Raw genomic sequence first — 17,317 nt, forward strand, 5'->3', positions numbered from 1 at the left:
CAGAGAGTCAGGTGATGGTACGCTGCCTTGGCTGTCGCTCGCGCGCTGCTGCTTGTTGCTGCAGCGCTCTCTGTCGCCGTCAGCGCAACAGATGCGCCACCAGTGGTGCGGCCAGCACATTCAGCACACCCACTAGCACCATGACCAGGCCTGCAACCGCACCTTCGGTTGAGCCGATCTGGTGGGCGCGGGCCGTGCCCGCGCCATGCGCGCCAACACCAAACAGCGCGCCGCGCGCCAGCGAAGAAATGATGGGGACGCGTGCCAGGATCAGGTCCCCCAGTACTGCGCCAGCGATGCCGGTCATGACCACGAACACGGCTGTCAGGTCAGGAATGCCGCCGATATCGCCGGATACTTCCATGGCAAAGGGCGTGCTGATTGAGCGCGGTAGCAGGCTCAGTTGCAGGGTGTCGTCGAGTCCGACCCAGGCCGCCAGCGCCCAGCTGGAAGCGATGGAGGCGATGCTGCCGGCCACCATCCCGACCAGCAGGATGGGCCAGTGGCGTCGGATCAGCGCGCGTTGCTCGTAGATCGGAATGGCAAAGGCGACGGTGGCAGGGCCCAACAGCAGAACCAGCCATTTCGTGCCCCGAATGTATTCGCGATAGTCGGCGTGCACCAGCAGGACCACCGAGGCGATCAGGATCGGCGTAATCGCCAGCGGCATCAGCCACCAGCGCGGCCAGCGCTGGTAGATGCGCTTGGCGATCCAGTAGAAACCGATGGTGACGACCGACCAGAGCAGCGCGTGCAGGGCGGGTTCAAGCAGGATCGTGCTCGGCGCGGACATGGCGCAGGCTCCAGCGGTAGCAGGCATCGACAGCCAGGGCAGTGACGGTCATGACGATGATCGTGCTGCAGAGGATCACGAACAGGATCTTGAGGCCGATGAGACCGAACAGCTCGCGGTGGTCGAGGACCGCCAGAACGGCAGGGACGAAAAACAGCAGCATGTCGGCCAGCAGCCATTCGGCACCACGCCGCATGCTGATGACACTCAGCCGGCGCGTGACCAGCAACAGGAGCAGCAGTGCCAGTCCGATGATGCCGCCGGGCAGGGGCAGTCCGGCCAGTCGCACCAGGCCTTCGCTCGCCAGCCAGAACAGCAGCACGATGCCAAGCTGTAGCGGGGCGCTGCGATGGATGAGGCGGAACGAATGGCGAAGCATGGTGTGTGGCGACAGGCGGGAAACAGGCGATCATGATAGGTCGCTTTGAAGTATGATCAAAGTGAATTGATTGACTAGTTGCTATTCTTTATTGGACTGAATCGTTCATGGAATTGAGAACCTTGCGTGCGTTTGTTGAAGTGGTCCGGCAGGGCGGCTTTTCGCAGGCGGCCCAGGTCGTATTTGCCACCCAGTCCACGGTCAGCAAGGCGGTACGGCAGCTGGAGGACGAGATCGGCCTGCCGCTGCTGGAGCGCACCAGCCGACGCCAGTCACTGACGGCGGCCGGCGAGGTGGTGTACCGGCGCGGCGTCAGGTTGCTGGCCGATTGCGATGACCTGCAGGCGGAACTGGACGAAGTGCGGCAGCTGCGACGCGGCGTGCTGCGGCTGGGCCTGCCGCCGGTAGGCAGCAGTACCCTGTTCGCGCCGCTCTTTGGCGTGTACCGGCAACGCTATCCGGGCATCGATGTACGCCTGGTCGAGCATGGCAGTGATGAACTGGAGACCAGCCTGCGCGCCGGAGAAATCGATTTTGCCGGTCTGCTGCAGGCTGCCGGTTCGGAATTCGAGTGGACGCCGGTACGTCGTGAGCCGCTGGCGGCCCTGCTGGCCCCGGCGCATCCGCTGGCCGGCCGGCGTAGCGTACGGCTGGCCGATCTGCAAGATACTCCTTTCATCCTGTTCGAAAGTGGTTTTACCTTGCACCGCATGATCCTGGATGGCTGCCGGCAGGCCGGTTTCGAGCCGGACGTGGTGGCGCGCAGCAGCCAGATCGATTTCATGCTCGAATTGGTGGGGGCAGGCCTGGGCGTGGCATTCCTGCCGCGAGGCATGGCGCTGCGTCGTCGCAGCGCGGCCATTCGCCAGCCGCTGCTGGCCGATGCCGGTACCGAGTGGTGCATGGGGATGGCCTGGCGGCGTGGTGGCTACCTGTCGGGGGCAGCGCAGGCCTGGCTGGAGCTGGTGCGCGAGACATACGGGAACACATGATGGTGGCGGATGCTTTTTTCTACAAGGTCAGACATTTCACCAACCCAAGGTGCCGGCAAGCGTCCTTTTTTCCCTATGTCTACCGGGAAGATGAAAAGGATCTTTTTCAGCTCTCGGTGGCGAAGGATCGAGGTGGTTTTCAGCCCCTGGCGAGATGGTTCGAGCTGTTCCCGCAAGGTATGGCGGATCGGACGATCCGCAGGCTTGGCCTGAGCGAGTCGGACAGCTATGCGGCCAGATTGATGCTGTCCCGTTTTGGCCATCTGTTCCAGATCGATAACCGGCAACGGCTGGACAAGGATATCCATATCTTTTTCTATGTGTTCCAGTTGATGTTCCTCAAAAACGGGGGGATCGATCGCAGCGAGCTTCATATCAACCATTTTTTCAGGATGCTGTGCTTTGAACTGGGCATGGATGACGAGGCATATGAAAAATTCCAAGTGTCCGGCAATCGGTTGATGTTCCTGACCGAAGGGCGGGGCTACATTGACTTTCGTGACTTCGTCCAGGAGTTTCATGAAGCGGCACAGACCGGGCGCGAGTGTCGGGCCCGGCATGATGCGTGTCTGTTCCAGTTGGCCGTGATGGATTTCCTGTTCGAGAATGGCGATGCATTCGATGGCTTCGAGGTGGATGACACCTATTGCCACCTGATGTCGCCAGTTGTTTTCGTGCGGGCATACCGACAATCGCGAAACTCGGTGTTCGATGCCCTGGCGGGTTGTTTCGACGGTCATCAGTCGGGGGCCAACCTGCTGGTTTCAAACATGATTCTGATGAATTATGCTCACTACATCTTGAGCCGTAATGGCAGAAGCATTTTGGCGCTTGAACGGTATCTGGCAGATGATGCGCTTTTCTCGTCCATCCTGTCTGCGCTGGCCTACAGGGGCGTCGGGGTGGACAAGGGCTTCTTCGATCGTATGGGGCTTGCAGATCGACTGATCGTGCCGGAGCGCGAGAAGATCATGCTGTACAACCTGATTTATTCGATGGACCCCTCAGGGGCAGTGCCGGAGCGCAGCGACAAGCGTGGGGTTTTTTTTAGATGATTGATACCAGTGCAGAAATACTGAGCGGGCAATCCATGGGGAATCTGTACATGGGCAGGAATATCGCTGACTATCCTGTTTTCAGAGATCCGCAATGGGTGCGCTCCCACTCCGTCTCCGATCCGCAAATGACGGGCAGGGTGCTCCACTATTATTCCCTGGGAGACAGTTTGTATGTCACGACAGAGGAAGATGGCGTCATCTGTGCGATAGGATGCAACGAGCGCTACAGGGGGCGCTATCGGGGTGTTTTGTACCCCGGCATCAGTATGGGTGAGCTGGTGAAGCTGACCAGCAGTCAGCGTATCCTGAATTGCACGCTGATCGTGAACGAGGATTATGGCCTGTCTTTTACCTTGCCCTTTCCGTATGATGAAATCGCGGATGAGCTGAAAGATATCCCTCTGGATACGCGACTGAATGAAATTTATGTCGAGGACTATTCTTTCTGGGCACCCAAAAAGAAGTGAACTGGCGAGCCGTTGCACGCACTCTGCTTGGCCTCGTCAGGGCCGCTGGCCGATCCTGGGGGCAGATGGCAACTACATGTCGTTGAGGATGTCATCCAGCCAATCGCTGTTGGGACGATCACAACTGACATGGCCCGCGAAGTGAAGCATACCGTTGCTCACGACCTTGCCTGAGTAGTCGAAATCCGGCAGGGCAAACAGGTAGCTGATCCTGTCGATGCCTTCGTCCTCCAGCAAGCGGGCGACGCGGGTGGTCAGAAAATCAAAACCGGCTTCCAGATGGCTGTTTTGATCCCGGTGCAGGGCACCTGGTTCGCCAGACGGGTCGCCATACCAGATGGCGATGGCATGGTCGTAATCGACGAACCTGTTTCCCAGGTGAAAATCCGTTTCGAACCGGCAGGTGCCGTCGCGCATAATGAAATGTTCGGCGAGGTCCTGGTGGCGGGTCGTGGTTGCATACCAGACGGCGTATTTTTCCTGGCTCATGGGGGCGATGTCATGCTGTCGATATACCCTAGTATGCCAGTATTCCGAGATGGTGCGCCTCGGCCAGGTATTCGCCTGGCCGAGCACATTGGCTCAGGAAGCCAGGCTGGCGGCAATGGCCTGCTGCATGATGCGGGCACTGCCCTGCAGGGCTGCACGCTCGTCCGCATCAAGTTCGGGCAGGATGGGGCGCGAAGCACCATTTCGACCGAGGACGTGTGGCAGGGAAATGCAGGTCCGTTCCACGTCCAGCACATTATCGAGATAGGTTGACACACTGAATACGACCTGCTCGTCGGCCATGATTGCTCGCGCCAGCCGGGCGATGCAGCCCCCGATGCCGAAGTTCGATACGCCCTTGCCTTCCTTGATGCGATAGGCGGCGGTGCGGACTTCGCGGGTGATTGTGTCGCGTATCTCGGCATCGACCGGGCGACCGATCGACCGCGCGAAATGCAGTAGCGGGATGTCGGCGACGTGTACGGCACTCCAGTGCAGCACTTCGGAGTCGCCATGTTCACCCAGCACATAGGCGCTGACAGATGGCGCGGCCACGTTGAGGTAGCGCGCCAGCCGTTCACGAAAGCGTGCGCTGTCGAGTGCGCAGCCGGTGCCGATGACGCGCCCGACGGGCAGGCCGAATCGCTCGACCAGCACTGCGGGCATGACATCCACAGGGTTGGTCGCCAGCAGGAGCAGCGTGTCCGGTGCGTAGCGCAGTATCTGTTCAGTGATCGATGTGACGATGTGTGTATTGGACCGTGCCAGATCCAGGCGTGTCTGGCCCGGCTTGAGGCTGACGCCCGCCGTGATGACGACGAGATCTGCCCCGGCAAGATCCTCGAAGGTGCCGGCCCGGATATGCCAGCCGATGCCGAAGGCGGCAGCATGGGCGATATCCTGGGCTTCGGCCTGGGCACGCTCCTGGTCGATGTCGACCAGGATCACATCGCCGCCGCCCGGCAGCAGTGTCAACAGGTAGGCTGCAGCCGAGCCGACCAGCCCGGAACCGATAATGCCGATGGAGTGGTTCATGATCAAAGTATCCCGATGAGTGGCCAATAGGTAAGAGACAGAAGCGTAACGAGCAGCAGGCCGATGGTGGTGATGGCCAGGCCGATTTTTGCGAATTGTGCCGTGCTGAATGCGCCGGTGGCGATGCAGAGCATGTTCTGCGGTGCATTGGGCGGCAGGATGAACCCGAAGGAGACTACCATGCTCTGGATGAAGACAATCCCGAACAGGATGGGCGTTTCATAGGGCAGGGTCTGCGCAAAGGCGATGACGATCGGGATCAGGGTGCTGGCCAGACCGGTGGCCGAGGCAAAGCCCAGATGCAGTACGGCGCTGAAGATCGACAGCAGCAGGATGATGCTCCAGATCGGCTTATCGGCCAGCCCCAGTTGGCCGAGGCTGACGCTGGCAAGCCAGTCGGCAGCACCGCTGCGCGAGAGCAGCAGGCCCAGTGAAATACCGGCAGCGAACAGCACGACCGTGCCCCAGGGGACGAGTTTTTCGGCCTGGGCCCAGTTCATGACCCCGATCTTGGGCATCAGCAACAGCGCGATACCGAACTGCGTGGCGGTCGCCGTGTCCAGCGGATGCAGCCAGCCTTCGGTCGACCACAGGATGAGCAGGCCGACGGCGGTCATGATGAGGCGGGTCTCTGCGGCCGACAGCGGTCCCAGTTCAGCCAGTTGCTCGCGGATGCGGATGCGGGCGGCTTCGGGGTCGGGGACTTCGGGGCGCAGGATGACCAGCGTCAGCACGAACAGCACCGCGCTCATGATCAGCGTGAATGGCAGTGCAAAGATGAACCATTCGCCCCATGACAGCGAATGGCCGAACGCCTGCTGCATGAAATCCAGGCTGATCAGGTTTTGCGCTGCTGCTGTCTTGATCCCCATGTTGAAGACTGAGCAGATCTGCGCCGTGACGATCAGCAGCGCAGCCCCCAGCCGGCTGTTGATCGGCATGCCGAGTGCGGTGACGATGCCGATCATGATCGGAATGACGGCACCGACGCGGGCGGTCGCCGACGGGATGAACAGGGCCAGCACGAACCCGACCAGGATGGCTCCCAGCAGCAGACGGGCGGGCGAGACGCCGACTGCATTCATGATGACCAGGGCGATGCGTCGGTCCAGGCCGGTATGCTTGAGCGCCACGGCCAGGAACAGCGCCATCGCTACCAGGATGACGGCCGATGACGAGAAGCCCGACAGCATCAGGTTGAGCGCCTTGGCTGAGGACAGGGGTGTGTCAGCACCAGGCATGGTGGTGCCGATCAGCCCGAACACCGCCGTGCCCGTGAGAATGACGGCGCTGGCAGCGGGTGAGACACACTCGCTGACCCAGATGACGACAACCAGGGCCAGTACGGCCAGCGCCGTCTGGCCGGAGCCCGAGAGGCCCGCAGGCGTGGGGAGCATCATGATGATGCCGAAGATGAGGAAAGAAAAGAGCAGCATTGCGAACTTCTTGTTGGATGCCGGCTCGGCTGGGGATAAGAATTGCATGTGAATCTCCTTTTGGATCCCACCCTGTATCCAGCAAATAGCGTGCCAGAAAGATTGTTGGGATCGAAAAAAACAAAAGGAAATTCAATGGGTTATGGATTTGATCTGGATCAAATCGCAGGGGGTGGGCGGGTTCTTGCCTAGGCGGTTTTTTTCATCGGCAAGAAGTTGCCGCCTGGCTGAGTCGGGCAGGACCAAGCGGCAAACGGCGTGTACATGCCCTCGCGTTAAATGGGGTAGAGCCCAATGGAGGAACGGGTTTTCAGCCTGGATCGCGCTCGATGCCGAGACGGCGCATTTTCTCGTTCAGGGTGCGGCGCGGCACGTCGAGGATGTCGAGTGCCTGGGCTACCGAACCGTCGCTCTGGCGCAAGGCGGCCATGATGAGGTTGCGCTCGTAGTCTTCCAGCATGGCGTCCAGGCTGCGCCGTTCGGGCAGGCCGGTGGCATCTTCCGGCTGGATCTGCAGGCCCAGCCCCAGACCGAAGCGTTCGGCCACGCTCTTGAGTTCGCGCACGTTGCCCAGCCAGGTATGGTCCAGCAACGCTGCCACGAGCGCAGGCGTGAGTTCCGGCGGGCGGCGGCCGACCCGTTCCGCGCAGGCCGAGGCGAACTGCGTGAACAGCAGCACGATATCGTCGCTGCGCTGGCGCAGCGGTGGGATGCAGATCTCATAGCCTGCCAGGCGATAGTAGAGATCTTCCCGAAAGCGACCCTGTTCCACAGCGGTTTTCAGGCTGAGCTTGGTGGCGCTGATGATGCGCATGTCGACGGCGACCACGCGATTGGAGCCGATACGCTCGACAGCACGTTCCTGCAGGACGCGCAGTACCTTGGCCTGCGCGTCGAGCGGCATGCTTTCGACCTCATCCAGGAATACCGTGCCGCCGTCGGCGAACTCGAACTTGCCGATGCGCTTCATGCGTGCGCCGGTGAAGGCACCCGCCTCATGACCGAACAGTTCGCTTTCGAATATCTCATGGGGGATGGCGGCACAGTTGATCGCCACGAAAGGCTTGTCGCGGCGCGCACTGCATTCGTGCAGGGTGCGGGCGACGACCTCCTTGCCGGTGCCTGTCTCGCCGCGTATCAGGATATCGAGTGGCGCATCCAGCACGGCACGTATTTCGTCGTGCAGCTTGAGCATGGGCGGAGAACGGCCGGGAATGCGGGTGGCAACGCAGTCGAGCCCGGCGAGACGGGCCTCGGCCGTGTGCAGTCGCCGTGTCAGGGCATGTTGCGTGCAGGCGTTGCGCAGCGTGGCGCTCAGGCGCTCGGGGTCGTGCGGCTTGGTCAGAAAGTCAAAGGCCCCGAGTTTGAGCGCCTCGACGGCCAGCGGCACGTCGCCATGTCCGGTCAGCAGGACGACCGGCAGGTCGGGCAGGGTATCGCGCAACGTCCGCAGCAAGTCGATACCTGACTGGCCGGGCATGCGCACGTCGGTCAGCACAGCATCGATGGCCTGTGTGTGCAGCAGGTCCGGTACGGCCTCCGCGTTCGATGCCGTCAGGGTGCGAAAGCCCGACAGGCCCAACCATTGCGACAGGGCGCGCAACAGGGTCTGATCGTCGTCGACGATAAGGACGGTGCCGATGGGTTCGTTCATGCGTGCTGCTCCTGCTGTCCGGTGGCGGGCCTGGCGGGCAGGACCAGGTGAAACCAGGTCTGGCCGGCAGGCGTGCGTTCGTAGCGCAGTACACCTCCATGATCGCGGGCAATGGCATAGCTGATCGCCAGGCCGAGTCCCAGTCCCTTGCCGACGCCCTTGGTCGTGAAAAACGGTTCGAACAGCCGCCCGCGTGCGGACTCGGGAACGCCGGGGCCGCAATCGCCGACGCTCAGGCATGCCATGCCGTTCTGCAGGCTGGCTTGCACCATGATGTCCTTGCATGTCGCGTCGGCGGCAACGTCTACTGCGTTTTTCAGGAGGTTGAGGATGATCTGTTCGATGTGAGCCTGGTCGGCGACGACTTGTACGTCGTCGTCGAGGGTTTCGCGCACACTGGCACCTGCGTCGCGGATACGAAACCGCATCAGGCCGATGACCCGCTGTGCCGTCGCGGCGAGATCGACTTCGACCAGGCGGTTGTCGCTGCGTCGTGACAGGTGTTTGAGGTCGCCCGAAAGCTGGACCAGGCGCTCGACGGTTTCGTCCATGATGCCGAGGTTGGCGGCGGCGCTGTCGGTGTCGCCGCGTGCGATCAGCAGCTTGGTGCTGGACAGGTAGGTTTTCAGGGCGGCCAGCGGCTGGTTGATCTCGTGGGCCAGGCCTGCAAATGCCTGTCCCATCGATGCCAGCTTGCCTGCCTGGATCAGCTCGTCACGGGCCTTGGAGAGTTCGGCTTCGGACTGGCGGCGCTCGACCATCTCGGCCTCCAGGCGCGACATGGCCTCGACCAGTTCGGCGGCGCGTTCTTCGACACGACGTTCGAGATCCTGCTTGATACGCTGGTCGGCAGTGCGCCGGGCGCGCTGCTGGCTGATCGTCAAGGCCACCAGGGTGGCAAGCAGGCCGGCCAGCAGCACGGCCAGCGCGGCCGCCAGGGGTTGCCATTGTCGGTCGCCACGTGGCAGTACGGCCGTGATCTGCCAGGCGGTGCCCGGCACTTCGCGCGTGGCGATGGCACCTTCGGGCAGGTCGCGCAGCAGGTCGATCACGACGCCGGGGGCATGCCTGGCATAGCGCTGTTCGACATTCAGGGTGTCCAGCGTGGCGTGTGAAAGGTGTTTGAGGGGGCGGTAGCGGAACTGCGGGTCCGCACTCAGGAACACCACATCGTCGGCATCGCTGACCAGGACATGCTCGCCGCCTTCGGCCCAGCTCGATTCCAGACGTGAAAACTCGGTCTTGGCCACGGCCACACCGAAATCCTCGGGGCCGGGGCCGAACGCAATGCGCGAGGCCAGGAAATAGCCGGGCCGGCCGGTGGTGACGCCCACGCCGTAATACGAGACAACGGGTTGTTCGTTCTTGCGGGCGATCTGGAAATAAGGTCTGAAACTGTAATCCTTGCCGACAAAGCTGCCGGTCTCGCCGAAATTGCTGGATGCCTGGGTGACGCCCTGGGCATCGAGAATGAAGAGATCGTCCAGATCGTTGGCCCGTGCTGTCCGGGCCAGGAGATCATTGGTGGCGTTGCGGATGTTTTCGTCGTCAGGGTGCTGCAGCAGGGACTGAACCATCCCGGTGGCACCGACCAGGGGCGGGATGCCGGCGATCCGCTTGATGGCAGCATTGAGGGTATCGGCCACCAGCGAGAGCCGCAACTGGGCATCACGGGCCAGTTGCGCCTCGGCATGTCGTGACATGCCGATATAGGCACCCCCTGCCGCGACCAGCAGCAAAAGGGTGCAGAACAGGGCGGGCAGCCGCCTGCGCAGGACAGCTCGAAGGCCATGGCGGGGCGAGACCTGCGTCATGGGCTGCCCTGGCGGGCCTTAACCGGCCCGGACCGTCTCGAACACGTCTTCGGCTGCATCCAGCGTGTGCTGGATGACGCCATCGTCGTGTGTTGCCGACACGAAGCCGGCCTCGAATGCCGAGGGCGCGAAGTGCACGCCGTGATCCAGCATGCCGTGGAAGAACCGGTTGAACGCCTGGGTATCGCACTGGGATACTTCGGCGTAGCGAGTCGGGATGCTGTCTCGGAAGTACAGGCCGAACATGCCGCCCACGGCGTCGGCGCAGAAGGGCACGCCGGCGGCCTGGGCACGCGCCTGCAGGCCGTCGGTCAGCTTGCGGGTCTGGATTGCGAGCTGTTCGTAGAAACCGGGGGCTTCCAGCAGGCGCAGCGTGGTCAGGCCAGCAGCCACGGCGACCGGATTGCCTGACAGCGTGCCGGCCTGGTAGACGTCGCCTACAGGGGCGATGCGGGCCATGATGTCGGCACGGCCGCCGAAGGCACCGACCGGCATGCCGCCGCCGATGATTTTGGCCAGCGTGGTCAGGTCGGGCGTGACGCCGGTCAGGCCCTGTACGCCTTGCGGGCCGACGCGCAGGCCGGTCATCACTTCGTCGAAGACCAGGACGGCACCATGGCGGGTGCACAGCTCGCGCAGCCCCTCCAGGAAGCCCGGCGCAGCCTTGACCAGGTTCATGTTGCCGGCAAAAGGTTCGACGATGATGCAGGCGATTTCGTTGCCGTGCTGTTCGAAGGCCTGGGCGACGGCATCGAGGTTGTTGTATTCAAGGACCAGAGTATGGGCCACGAACTCGGGTGGCACGCCGGCCGAGGTGGGGTTGCCGAAGGTCAGCAGCCCGGAGCCGGCCTTGACCAGCAGGCTGTCGGCATGGCCGTGGTAGCAGCCTTCGAACTTGACGATTTTGGAGCGACCGGTAAAGCCACGCGCCAGGCGAATGGCGCTCATGGTGGCCTCGGTGCCTGAACTGACCAGGCGCACCTGCTCGATCGACGGGATGCGGCGGATCAGCGCCTCGGCGATATCGATCTCGGCCTCGGTCGGCGCGCCGAACGACAGGCCGTTGACGGCCGCTTCCTGGACGGCGCGAATCACTTCGGGGTGCGCATGACCCAGGATGGCCGGGCCCCACGAGCCGATATAGTCGATGTAGCGCGTGCCTTCGGCATCATGGATGTACGGCCCCTGGGCACGGGCGATGAAGCGGGGCGTGCCGCCTACCGAACCGAAGGCGCGCACTGGCGAGTTGACGCCGCCGGGAATGCTGCGGGCGGCGCGTTCGAAAAGCTCCTGATTGCTGGGCATGGTGTAGATCTCTGCAAATGTGTGGCAGACAGGGAGCCGATATGGCCGCTAAAACCCGCCTGCTGAAAGGGTTAAAAGTATCACATCAGAACAGGCGACTGCAGGTACGTGCCGCCTGTTCGATATCCGGGGCATCGAACAGGCCGCTGATCAGGGCCAGGCTGTCGGCTCCGGCCTGCACCACGGGGGCGGCATTGGCCGGGGTGATGCCGCCGATGGCGACGATGGCCGGACGCGGTGCCGGCAGTACGGTGATCAGCGTGCGTGCCGCGTCCAGGCACTCAGGGCCGGCGGCCACGGCCTGAGGTTTGGTAGAGGACGGGTACATGGCTCCGAAGGCGATGTAATCCACGTCGGCCTCCAGCAGCATGCGGGCGCGCTCGGGTTCGTTGTAGCAGGAGACGCCCAGCAGCAGCCGGCCTGCTGCGCGACGCACCTCGAAAGGATCGGCATCGTCGCGGCCCAGGTGGGCACCATCGGCACCGATGTCCAGCGCCAGTCGCCAGTCGTCGTTGATCAGGAAGGCCACGCCATGCGCCCGGCACAGCGGGGCCAGGGCCAGGGCCTGTTCGTGACGCAGGGCATCGGACGCGGTCTTCCGGCGCAATTGCAGGGCAGTCATGCCGCCTTTGATCGCAGCGGCGACGGCTTCGTACAGGCGGGCCGTATCGTCCCATTCGGGCGTGACACCATAGAGACCACGCGGAAAGCGCAAGGCAGAAGGAGAAGAAGCGAGTCGGTCAGGCATGGCGCAGGAGTCAGGATTTGGGGTGGGGGCTGCACCTTGGCAGAGGTGCTGCCGCGACGGAGTCAGACCTCGGCGGCAAAGCGACGCGGCATGCGCAAGCCCATGCCCGGCTGGAAGCTGTGCTCCAGCGCCTGGCGCGCATAGCGCAGCGCCTGCTCGGTGGCATCACGCATGTCGTTGCCGCGTGCCACATAGGCGGCCAGGGCCGTGGCAGTCAGGCCGGCTGTGTCGTGCGTGCGTGGCTGGGCGGGCATGCAGGGCCAACTGGCCGTCTGGCGCGAAGGACCGAGCAGCAGATTGATCAGGCCACCCTGGGGGGCGGGCTGGCCGAGTGTCAGTACCCATTGCGCACCATTGTCGATCAGGATCTGGGCTGGATCATCGGCATCGCTGTCGCCGCGAGGCAGCAGGCCTTCGTCGAGCCAACGGGTCAGCAGATGATGCTCGACCACGGTGATGTGCGCCTGTGGCAGCAACAGTTCGAGGATGGCCTCGTGCAGCGCCTCGTCGGCATCGGCCTCGGCCGCATCCTCGGTGGGCAACAGGCCGGCCCCCAGGTGCAGCACAAGTGGGGTTTCACTGTAGTCGGCGGCGATCTGGGCGATCACGCTGGCGGCCTCGGGCGTGTACACGGCCCCGGCTTTGAAGGCCTGCACGGGCATGTCTTCGAGGAGGCTGCGTGCCTGGTCGTCGATCAGTTCGGGTGACAGCGCCTGGGCGGATTCGGGGCCGGTGGAGTCCTGTACCAGGATGCCGCTGAGCACGGACAGGCCGTGGCAACCCAGTGCGCCGCAGGTGACTGCGTCGGCGGGCAGGCCGTCAGCCCCGCTGGGATCAAAGGGGCCGAAAGCGAGTACGATGGAAGGAGATGCTGCAAGAGTCACGGAGCGCTCACCGATGCCGGTAAAATACCCCATTCTAATCCGAACAGCATAGAGGCGAACCGATCAATGAAAACCTGGATGTGTCTGATCTGCGGCTGGATCTACGATGAAGAGGCCGGCCTGCCCGAAGAGGGCATCGCACCCGGTACGCGTTGGGAAGATGTCCCGCCGAACTGGGTCTGTCCCGAATGTGGCGCCCGCAAGGAAGATTTCGAATTGATGGAGATCTGACCGTTTCTGTCGGCCGTGCCTGCCCCAGGCAGGCCATGTGCCAGCCATTTCATAGGAGCGTGCCATGACCGACGATAGCCGTGATACCCGTGCCGAGAGCGTGCCGGAGGCGTCCGCCCCTGCATTTGCCGGCTTCGCCAACCAGTTCCTTCTGGCCATGCCCGAGCAGGTCGGGGGCAGCCTGGCGGGCAGTGTCATCTATGTCTGCGAACACAGCGAGCGCGGTGCGCTGGGTCTGGTGATCAACCGGCCGACCGACCTGACGCTGGGTACGCTGCTGGAGCGGATCGACATGGCACTCGAAATCCATGTGCCGCAGCAGGATGCGCCGGTTTTTTTCGGTGGCCCGGTACAGACCGACCGGGGTTTCGTGCTGCACATGCCGACGGGGGATTTTTCCTCCAGCCTGCATCTGGGCGAACTGATGCTGACCACGTCCCGCGATATCCTGCAGGCCACGGCATCGGGACATGGTCCTGAACGCATGCTCGTCACGCTCGGTTATGCCGGCTGGGGGGCAGGCCAGCTCGAAACGGAAATGGCGCAGAATGCCTGGCTCAATGTAGAGGCAGATATCCGCATCATTTTCGACGTGCCACCCGAAGATCGCTACGGGGCGGCGCTGGCGTTGCTGGGCATTGATCCCGGCGCACTCACCGGGGCGGCTGGCCATGCCTGATACCCTGACTGGCGCGGTATCGCAGCCCGAGACCGTGCTGGCCTTCGATTTCGGCACGCGGCGGATCGGCGTGGCCATTGGCAACAGCCTGACGGCGGCCGCCCGCCCGCTCTGCATCATCGAGGAAACCACACGGGCCGGCCGGTTTGCCAGGATCGAGGCTTTGCTGACCGAATGGCAGCCCGACCTGTGCGTCGTGGGGCTGCCGCTCACGCTCGATGGCGAAGAACAACTGGCGTCGGTCCACAGCCGCCGTTTCGCCAATCAATTGCATGGCCGCTACGGCATGCGCGTCGTGCTGGTCGATGAGCGCAACAGCAGCCTAGAGGCGCAGTCGCTGCAAGGGCACCATGCGCCGGATGATGCGCTGGCGGCTGCCGTGATCCTGCAGCGTCATTTCGATGCTGCGTCGTCTGGCTTTTTACTGAATCTGTCTGCCTGAAATTCCATGTCCGTCCCTGTTTCTTCCGCGCCCGAATCTTCGGCCACCACTTCCCCTGTTCTTCATACCCTGCGTTTCCTGGCCCGTACCTGCATGTTGCTACCCTGGCTGGCCTGGGGCTTGCTGGCCGTGACCTTCGTGTTGCCCTGCATCAGGCTGTCGGTGCGTCAGCGCATGATCCGTTTCTGGTCGGCGGGGCTGGTTCGCATCTGTGGTATGCGGGTGCATGTGCATGGCACGCCCTGTCGCAGCGGGGCCGTCATGTGGGTGGCCAACCATGTGTCGTGGATCGATATCTTCGTGCTCAACCAACTGCGTCCTGCGGCCTTCGTTGCCAAGAGCGAGATTCGTCGCTGGCCGGTGATTGGCTGGCTGGTCGCCGGTGCCGGTACGCTGTTCATCGACCGGCAGCAGCGCCAGGCCGTGCAGAAGGTGGGGCAGGATATTGCGGTCCGTTTTGCGCGTGGCGAGGCCGTGGGGCTATTTCCCGAGGGCACCACGACCCTGGGCTGGGATGTGTTGCCGCTGCATGCCAGCCTGCTCGAACCGGCCCGCCAGTATGGCGTGATCGTGCAGCCGGTGGCCTTCTGTTTCAAGCACCGTGGCGTGCGCAGCAGCTATGCGGCTTTCGTAGGCGAAGAGTCTCTGGTAGGCAATCTCTGGCGCATCATGGGTACGACCGGGCTGGCCGTGGATGTGCACTATCTCAAGCCGATGGGGCACCTGACGCGCAGCGGGCGCTCCGCGACCCGTCAGGAACTTGGACAGGATATTCGCCTGGCGTTGCAGCAGGCGGTGTGTGTACCGCCTGCTGTCAGCCCGGAAAGTCAGCCGGATTCTGGCACTGCAGGCACGGTATCTGGATAATCCGGCGATCCTGCAATCGCATGGCGGTCAATTGGCCGCCCCAGACGCAGCCGGTGTCCAGGCAGATGGCATCCGGTCGTACCATCAAACCCAGCGTGGACCAGTGGCCGAAGACCACGGTCACGTCGCGCGTGGCGCGTCCGGGTACGTCGAACCAGGGCACCAGTGTGCCGTTGCGCTGACCACGCGGCGATGCCTTTGAGTTCAGGTCGATCTCGCCCTTGATGGTGCACATGCGCATCCGGGTCAGGGCGTTGATGATGATGCGGATGCGTTTGCTGCCGGTCAGGTCGTCGCGCCATTGCACGGGCTCATTGCCATACATTTTCTGCAGGCCTTTCTGCCAGTTCTTGCCGCGTAGCACGCTTTCGACCTCGGCGGCCAGGGCCAGGGTTTTCTGTGCCGTCCATTTGTGGAGTACTCCTGCATGGATCATCAGGTGACCCGCTTCGAAGTGTGCCAGCGGGCGGTTGCGCAGCCAGTCGATCAGTTCCTGGGCATCGGGGGCGTCGAGGATTTCCTGGATTGTGTCGTTTTTCGAGGGTGCGCGAATACCAGCCGAAACGGCCAGCAGGTGCAGATCGTGATTGCCCAGAATCGAAATGGCCCGGTCACCCAGGGCCTTGATACGACGCAGCGATGCCAGTGACTGGGGGCCGCGATTGACCAGATCGCCGGCAAACCAGAAACGGCTACCGGGCTGGTCGACCTCGGGGTGCTTGAGCAGGGCATCCAGCGGTGTGCCGCATCCCTGGATATCTCCAATCATCCAGATGGGGTTGTCGATCATGCGGGACTTTTCCTCCAGGGCCAACGGTGTTGCATGATGCGGGACACCGCATGGCGGTATTCCATGTAGAGCAGGGTGCCGAGTGCCAGTACCAGAGCACCCAGGCTGGGCATCAGGGCCGTGACCCAGGCCGGCCAGCGCCCCAGCATGCCGACGTTCAGGGCAAGCTGGTTGAGCATGAAAAAGCCCACACCCAGCAGAATGCCGATGAACACCTTGGCGGCCACCCCGCCACGACGAGTTTGCATGAAGCCGATCGGCGCGGCAATGGTCATCATGACAAGAAGCGTAAAGGGATAGGCCAGCTTGCGCCACATGGCCACGATCTGGCGATCCGCCTGAATCTGGTTGTCATTGAGATAGTCGATATAGTCCAGCAGTGTGGTCAGTGACATGCGTTCGGGGGTCAGCACGCGAGCCAGCAGACGGGCCGGCGTGAGCGTCGTGTCGAGTGTACGTTCGGGCTGACGCTCGACCTGCATGAGTGGTTCGGCCGGATGGCGCGCCTCGGGATCGGCCAGCATGCCCAGCGCCTGCGGCTTGAGCCGGTTGGTCGTGACATTGTCGAGCACCAGTGTTTCGTCCCGGAAGTGCCCTTCCGGTGCCGTGGACATGGCGATCAGTTCCTGACCGTCGTCGAATTCGTACAGCGTCACGTCGCTCACGCTGCCGCCGCTCTGCAGGCTGTTGATGTTGAGAATGCGGGTGCCCCCGTTGGGCGTGGGTTCCTTGAACCAGTAGCCGCTGCTCATGCGGGCACCGCCGCTCTTGCCGCGCAGGGTCAGGTTGGCCTCGCCCGACTTGATCTCGGAGAGTGGCGTCAGCCATTCGGACAGCACCAGGGCACCCGCCATGATGGGCACCACGATCAGCCACAGCGTAGCCAGCAACCGCATGCCGCTGACGCCCGAGACGCGCAGGATGGTCAGTTCATTGCGCTGGGCCAGGCTGGCCAATGCCAGGATGGAGCCGATCAGCAGGCCGATGGGCAGCAGATCGTAGAGTCGGGTGGGAATAGCCAGTACCTCAAGGTACAGCAGCGCGCCCAGGCCGAAGGTATCGCTGACCTTGTCGAGGTCATCGATCAGCGCGAAAAAGGCGAACAGGCCCAGCAGTGCAGTCGTGACCATGGCACTGGACTGGTAGATTTCGCGACCCAGGTAGTTGCGGGCGATGCGCATGTGGCGATAACCGGAAAACAGGGAAAGGGGCGATTTTAACCGCTGTTGTCGCGAACGTTTCGCGTCCGGATGT

20 protein-coding genes are annotated in these 17,317 nt (G+C 62.9%); 7 read left to right on the plus strand and 13 right to left on the minus strand.

Annotation, left to right across the window (positions count from 1 at the left end; genetic code table 11):
* Positions 1-79: 79 nt before the first annotated feature.
* Both DD235_RS06270 and DD235_RS06275 read right to left on the minus strand, forming a co-directional pair.
* Complete coding sequence (locus DD235_RS06270; protein ID WP_109061209.1) at positions 80-793, minus strand: LrgB family protein; 714 nt, start codon at positions 791-793, stop codon at positions 80-82.
* Positions 765-1,172 carry a CidA/LrgA family protein gene (locus tag DD235_RS06275; RefSeq protein ID WP_109061210.1) on the minus strand — a complete coding sequence of 136 codons (408 nt, stop codon included), beginning with the start codon at positions 1,170-1,172 and terminating at the stop codon, positions 765-767. Before DD235_RS06275 ends, DD235_RS06270 begins: the two co-directional genes overlap by 29 nt.
* A gap of 107 nt (positions 1,173-1,279) precedes the next feature.
* Here DD235_RS06275 and DD235_RS06280 point away from each other — a divergent pair, with 107 nt between their 5' ends.
* The gene (locus DD235_RS06280) at positions 1,280-2,164 is read left to right on the plus strand and encodes a LysR family transcriptional regulator (RefSeq protein WP_109061211.1); all 885 of its coding nucleotides are present in this window, start codon (positions 1,280-1,282) and stop codon (positions 2,162-2,164) included.
* Here the strand turns inward: DD235_RS06280 and DD235_RS16705 are convergent.
* On the minus strand, positions 2,101-2,904 hold the full coding sequence (locus DD235_RS16705; RefSeq protein ID WP_146193443.1) for a hypothetical protein: 804 nt from the start codon (positions 2,902-2,904) through the stop codon (positions 2,101-2,103). The two genes, DD235_RS06280 and DD235_RS16705, sit on opposite strands and share 64 nt — an antisense overlap.
* A gap of 30 nt (positions 2,905-2,934) precedes the next feature.
* Here DD235_RS16705 and DD235_RS16710 point away from each other — a divergent pair, with 30 nt between their 5' ends.
* A complete protein-coding gene (locus DD235_RS16710) occupies positions 2,935-3,219 on the plus strand; it encodes a hypothetical protein (protein WP_146193445.1) in 285 nt (94 codons plus the stop codon).
* A complete protein-coding gene (locus tag DD235_RS17000; protein WP_109061213.1) occupies positions 3,216-3,689 on the plus strand; it encodes a hypothetical protein in 474 nt (157 codons plus the stop codon). Before DD235_RS16710 ends, DD235_RS17000 begins: the two co-directional genes overlap by 4 nt.
* A 72-nt stretch (positions 3,690-3,761) precedes the next feature.
* Here the strand turns inward: DD235_RS17000 and DD235_RS06295 are convergent, their stop codons facing one another.
* The 8 genes from DD235_RS06295 to thiD form a co-directional block, all read right to left on the minus strand.
* Positions 3,762-4,178 carry a hypothetical protein gene (locus tag DD235_RS06295; protein ID WP_109061214.1) on the minus strand — a complete coding sequence of 139 codons (417 nt, stop codon included), beginning with the start codon at positions 4,176-4,178 and terminating at the stop codon, positions 3,762-3,764.
* A 93-nt stretch (positions 4,179-4,271) separates the two neighbouring features.
* Positions 4,272-5,213, minus strand: a complete 942-nt coding sequence (locus DD235_RS06300) for a lactate/malate family dehydrogenase (RefSeq protein WP_109061215.1) — start codon at positions 5,211-5,213, stop codon at positions 4,272-4,274.
* A gap of 2 nt (positions 5,214-5,215) precedes the next feature.
* Entirely contained in the window at positions 5,216-6,697 is a 1,482-nt protein-coding gene (locus tag DD235_RS06305; RefSeq protein WP_109061216.1) for an SLC13 family permease, read from the minus strand.
* Between the two features lie 262 nt (positions 6,698-6,959).
* Entirely contained in the window at positions 6,960-8,303 is a 1,344-nt protein-coding gene (locus tag DD235_RS06310; protein WP_109061217.1) for a sigma-54-dependent transcriptional regulator, read from the minus strand.
* Positions 8,300-10,117: a sensor histidine kinase gene (locus DD235_RS06315; RefSeq protein ID WP_109061218.1), complete on the minus strand. Its 1,818-nt coding sequence runs from the start codon at positions 10,115-10,117 to the stop codon at positions 8,300-8,302. Before DD235_RS06315 ends, DD235_RS06310 begins: the two co-directional genes overlap by 4 nt.
* An 18-nt stretch (positions 10,118-10,135) precedes the next feature.
* Positions 10,136-11,422 (minus strand): glutamate-1-semialdehyde 2,1-aminomutase, encoded by a 1,287-nt coding sequence (gene hemL, locus DD235_RS06320; protein ID WP_109061219.1) that lies wholly within the window; start codon positions 11,420-11,422, stop codon positions 10,136-10,138.
* 85 nt (positions 11,423-11,507) lie between these two features.
* Entirely contained in the window at positions 11,508-12,170 is a 663-nt protein-coding gene (gene thiE, locus DD235_RS06325) for a thiamine phosphate synthase (RefSeq protein ID WP_109061220.1), read from the minus strand.
* A 62-nt stretch (positions 12,171-12,232) separates the two neighbouring features.
* On the minus strand, positions 12,233-13,087 hold the full coding sequence (gene thiD / locus DD235_RS06330) for a bifunctional hydroxymethylpyrimidine kinase/phosphomethylpyrimidine kinase (protein WP_109061221.1): 855 nt from the start codon (positions 13,085-13,087) through the stop codon (positions 12,233-12,235).
* A gap of 33 nt (positions 13,088-13,120) precedes the next feature.
* Between thiD and DD235_RS06335 the strand changes: the two genes are divergently transcribed.
* The 4 genes from DD235_RS06335 to DD235_RS06350 all read left to right on the plus strand — a co-directional run bounded on the left by DD235_RS06335 (position 13,121) and on the right by DD235_RS06350 (position 15,273).
* Positions 13,121-13,285, plus strand: coding sequence for a rubredoxin (locus tag DD235_RS06335; protein WP_109061222.1), 165 nt, complete (start codon positions 13,121-13,123; stop codon positions 13,283-13,285).
* A 64-nt stretch (positions 13,286-13,349) separates the two neighbouring features.
* On the plus strand, positions 13,350-13,964 hold the full coding sequence (locus DD235_RS06340; protein WP_109061223.1) for a YqgE/AlgH family protein: 615 nt from the start codon (positions 13,350-13,352) through the stop codon (positions 13,962-13,964).
* Positions 13,957-14,406 carry a Holliday junction resolvase RuvX gene (ruvX, locus tag DD235_RS06345; RefSeq protein WP_109061224.1) on the plus strand — a complete coding sequence of 150 codons (450 nt, stop codon included), beginning with the start codon at positions 13,957-13,959 and terminating at the stop codon, positions 14,404-14,406. Before DD235_RS06340 ends, ruvX begins: the two co-directional genes overlap by 8 nt.
* A 93-nt stretch (positions 14,407-14,499) precedes the next feature.
* On the plus strand, positions 14,500-15,273 hold the full coding sequence (locus tag DD235_RS06350) for a lysophospholipid acyltransferase family protein (protein WP_420810451.1): 774 nt from the start codon (positions 14,500-14,502) through the stop codon (positions 15,271-15,273).
* Here DD235_RS06350 and DD235_RS06355 read toward each other — a convergent pair.
* Entirely contained in the window at positions 15,221-16,060 is an 840-nt protein-coding gene (locus tag DD235_RS06355) for a symmetrical bis(5'-nucleosyl)-tetraphosphatase (RefSeq protein ID WP_109061503.1), read from the minus strand. The genes DD235_RS06350 and DD235_RS06355 overlap by 53 nt on opposite strands.
* Complete coding sequence (lptG, locus tag DD235_RS06360; protein ID WP_109061226.1) at positions 16,060-17,244, minus strand: LPS export ABC transporter permease LptG; 1,185 nt, start codon at positions 17,242-17,244, stop codon at positions 16,060-16,062. Before lptG ends, DD235_RS06355 begins: the two co-directional genes overlap by 1 nt.
* Positions 17,245-17,317 lie beyond the last annotated feature (73 nt).

It is taken from the genome of Corticimicrobacter populi, assembly GCF_003123725.1.
Lineage (GTDB): Bacteria > Pseudomonadota > Gammaproteobacteria > Burkholderiales > Burkholderiaceae_B > Corticimicrobacter > Corticimicrobacter populi.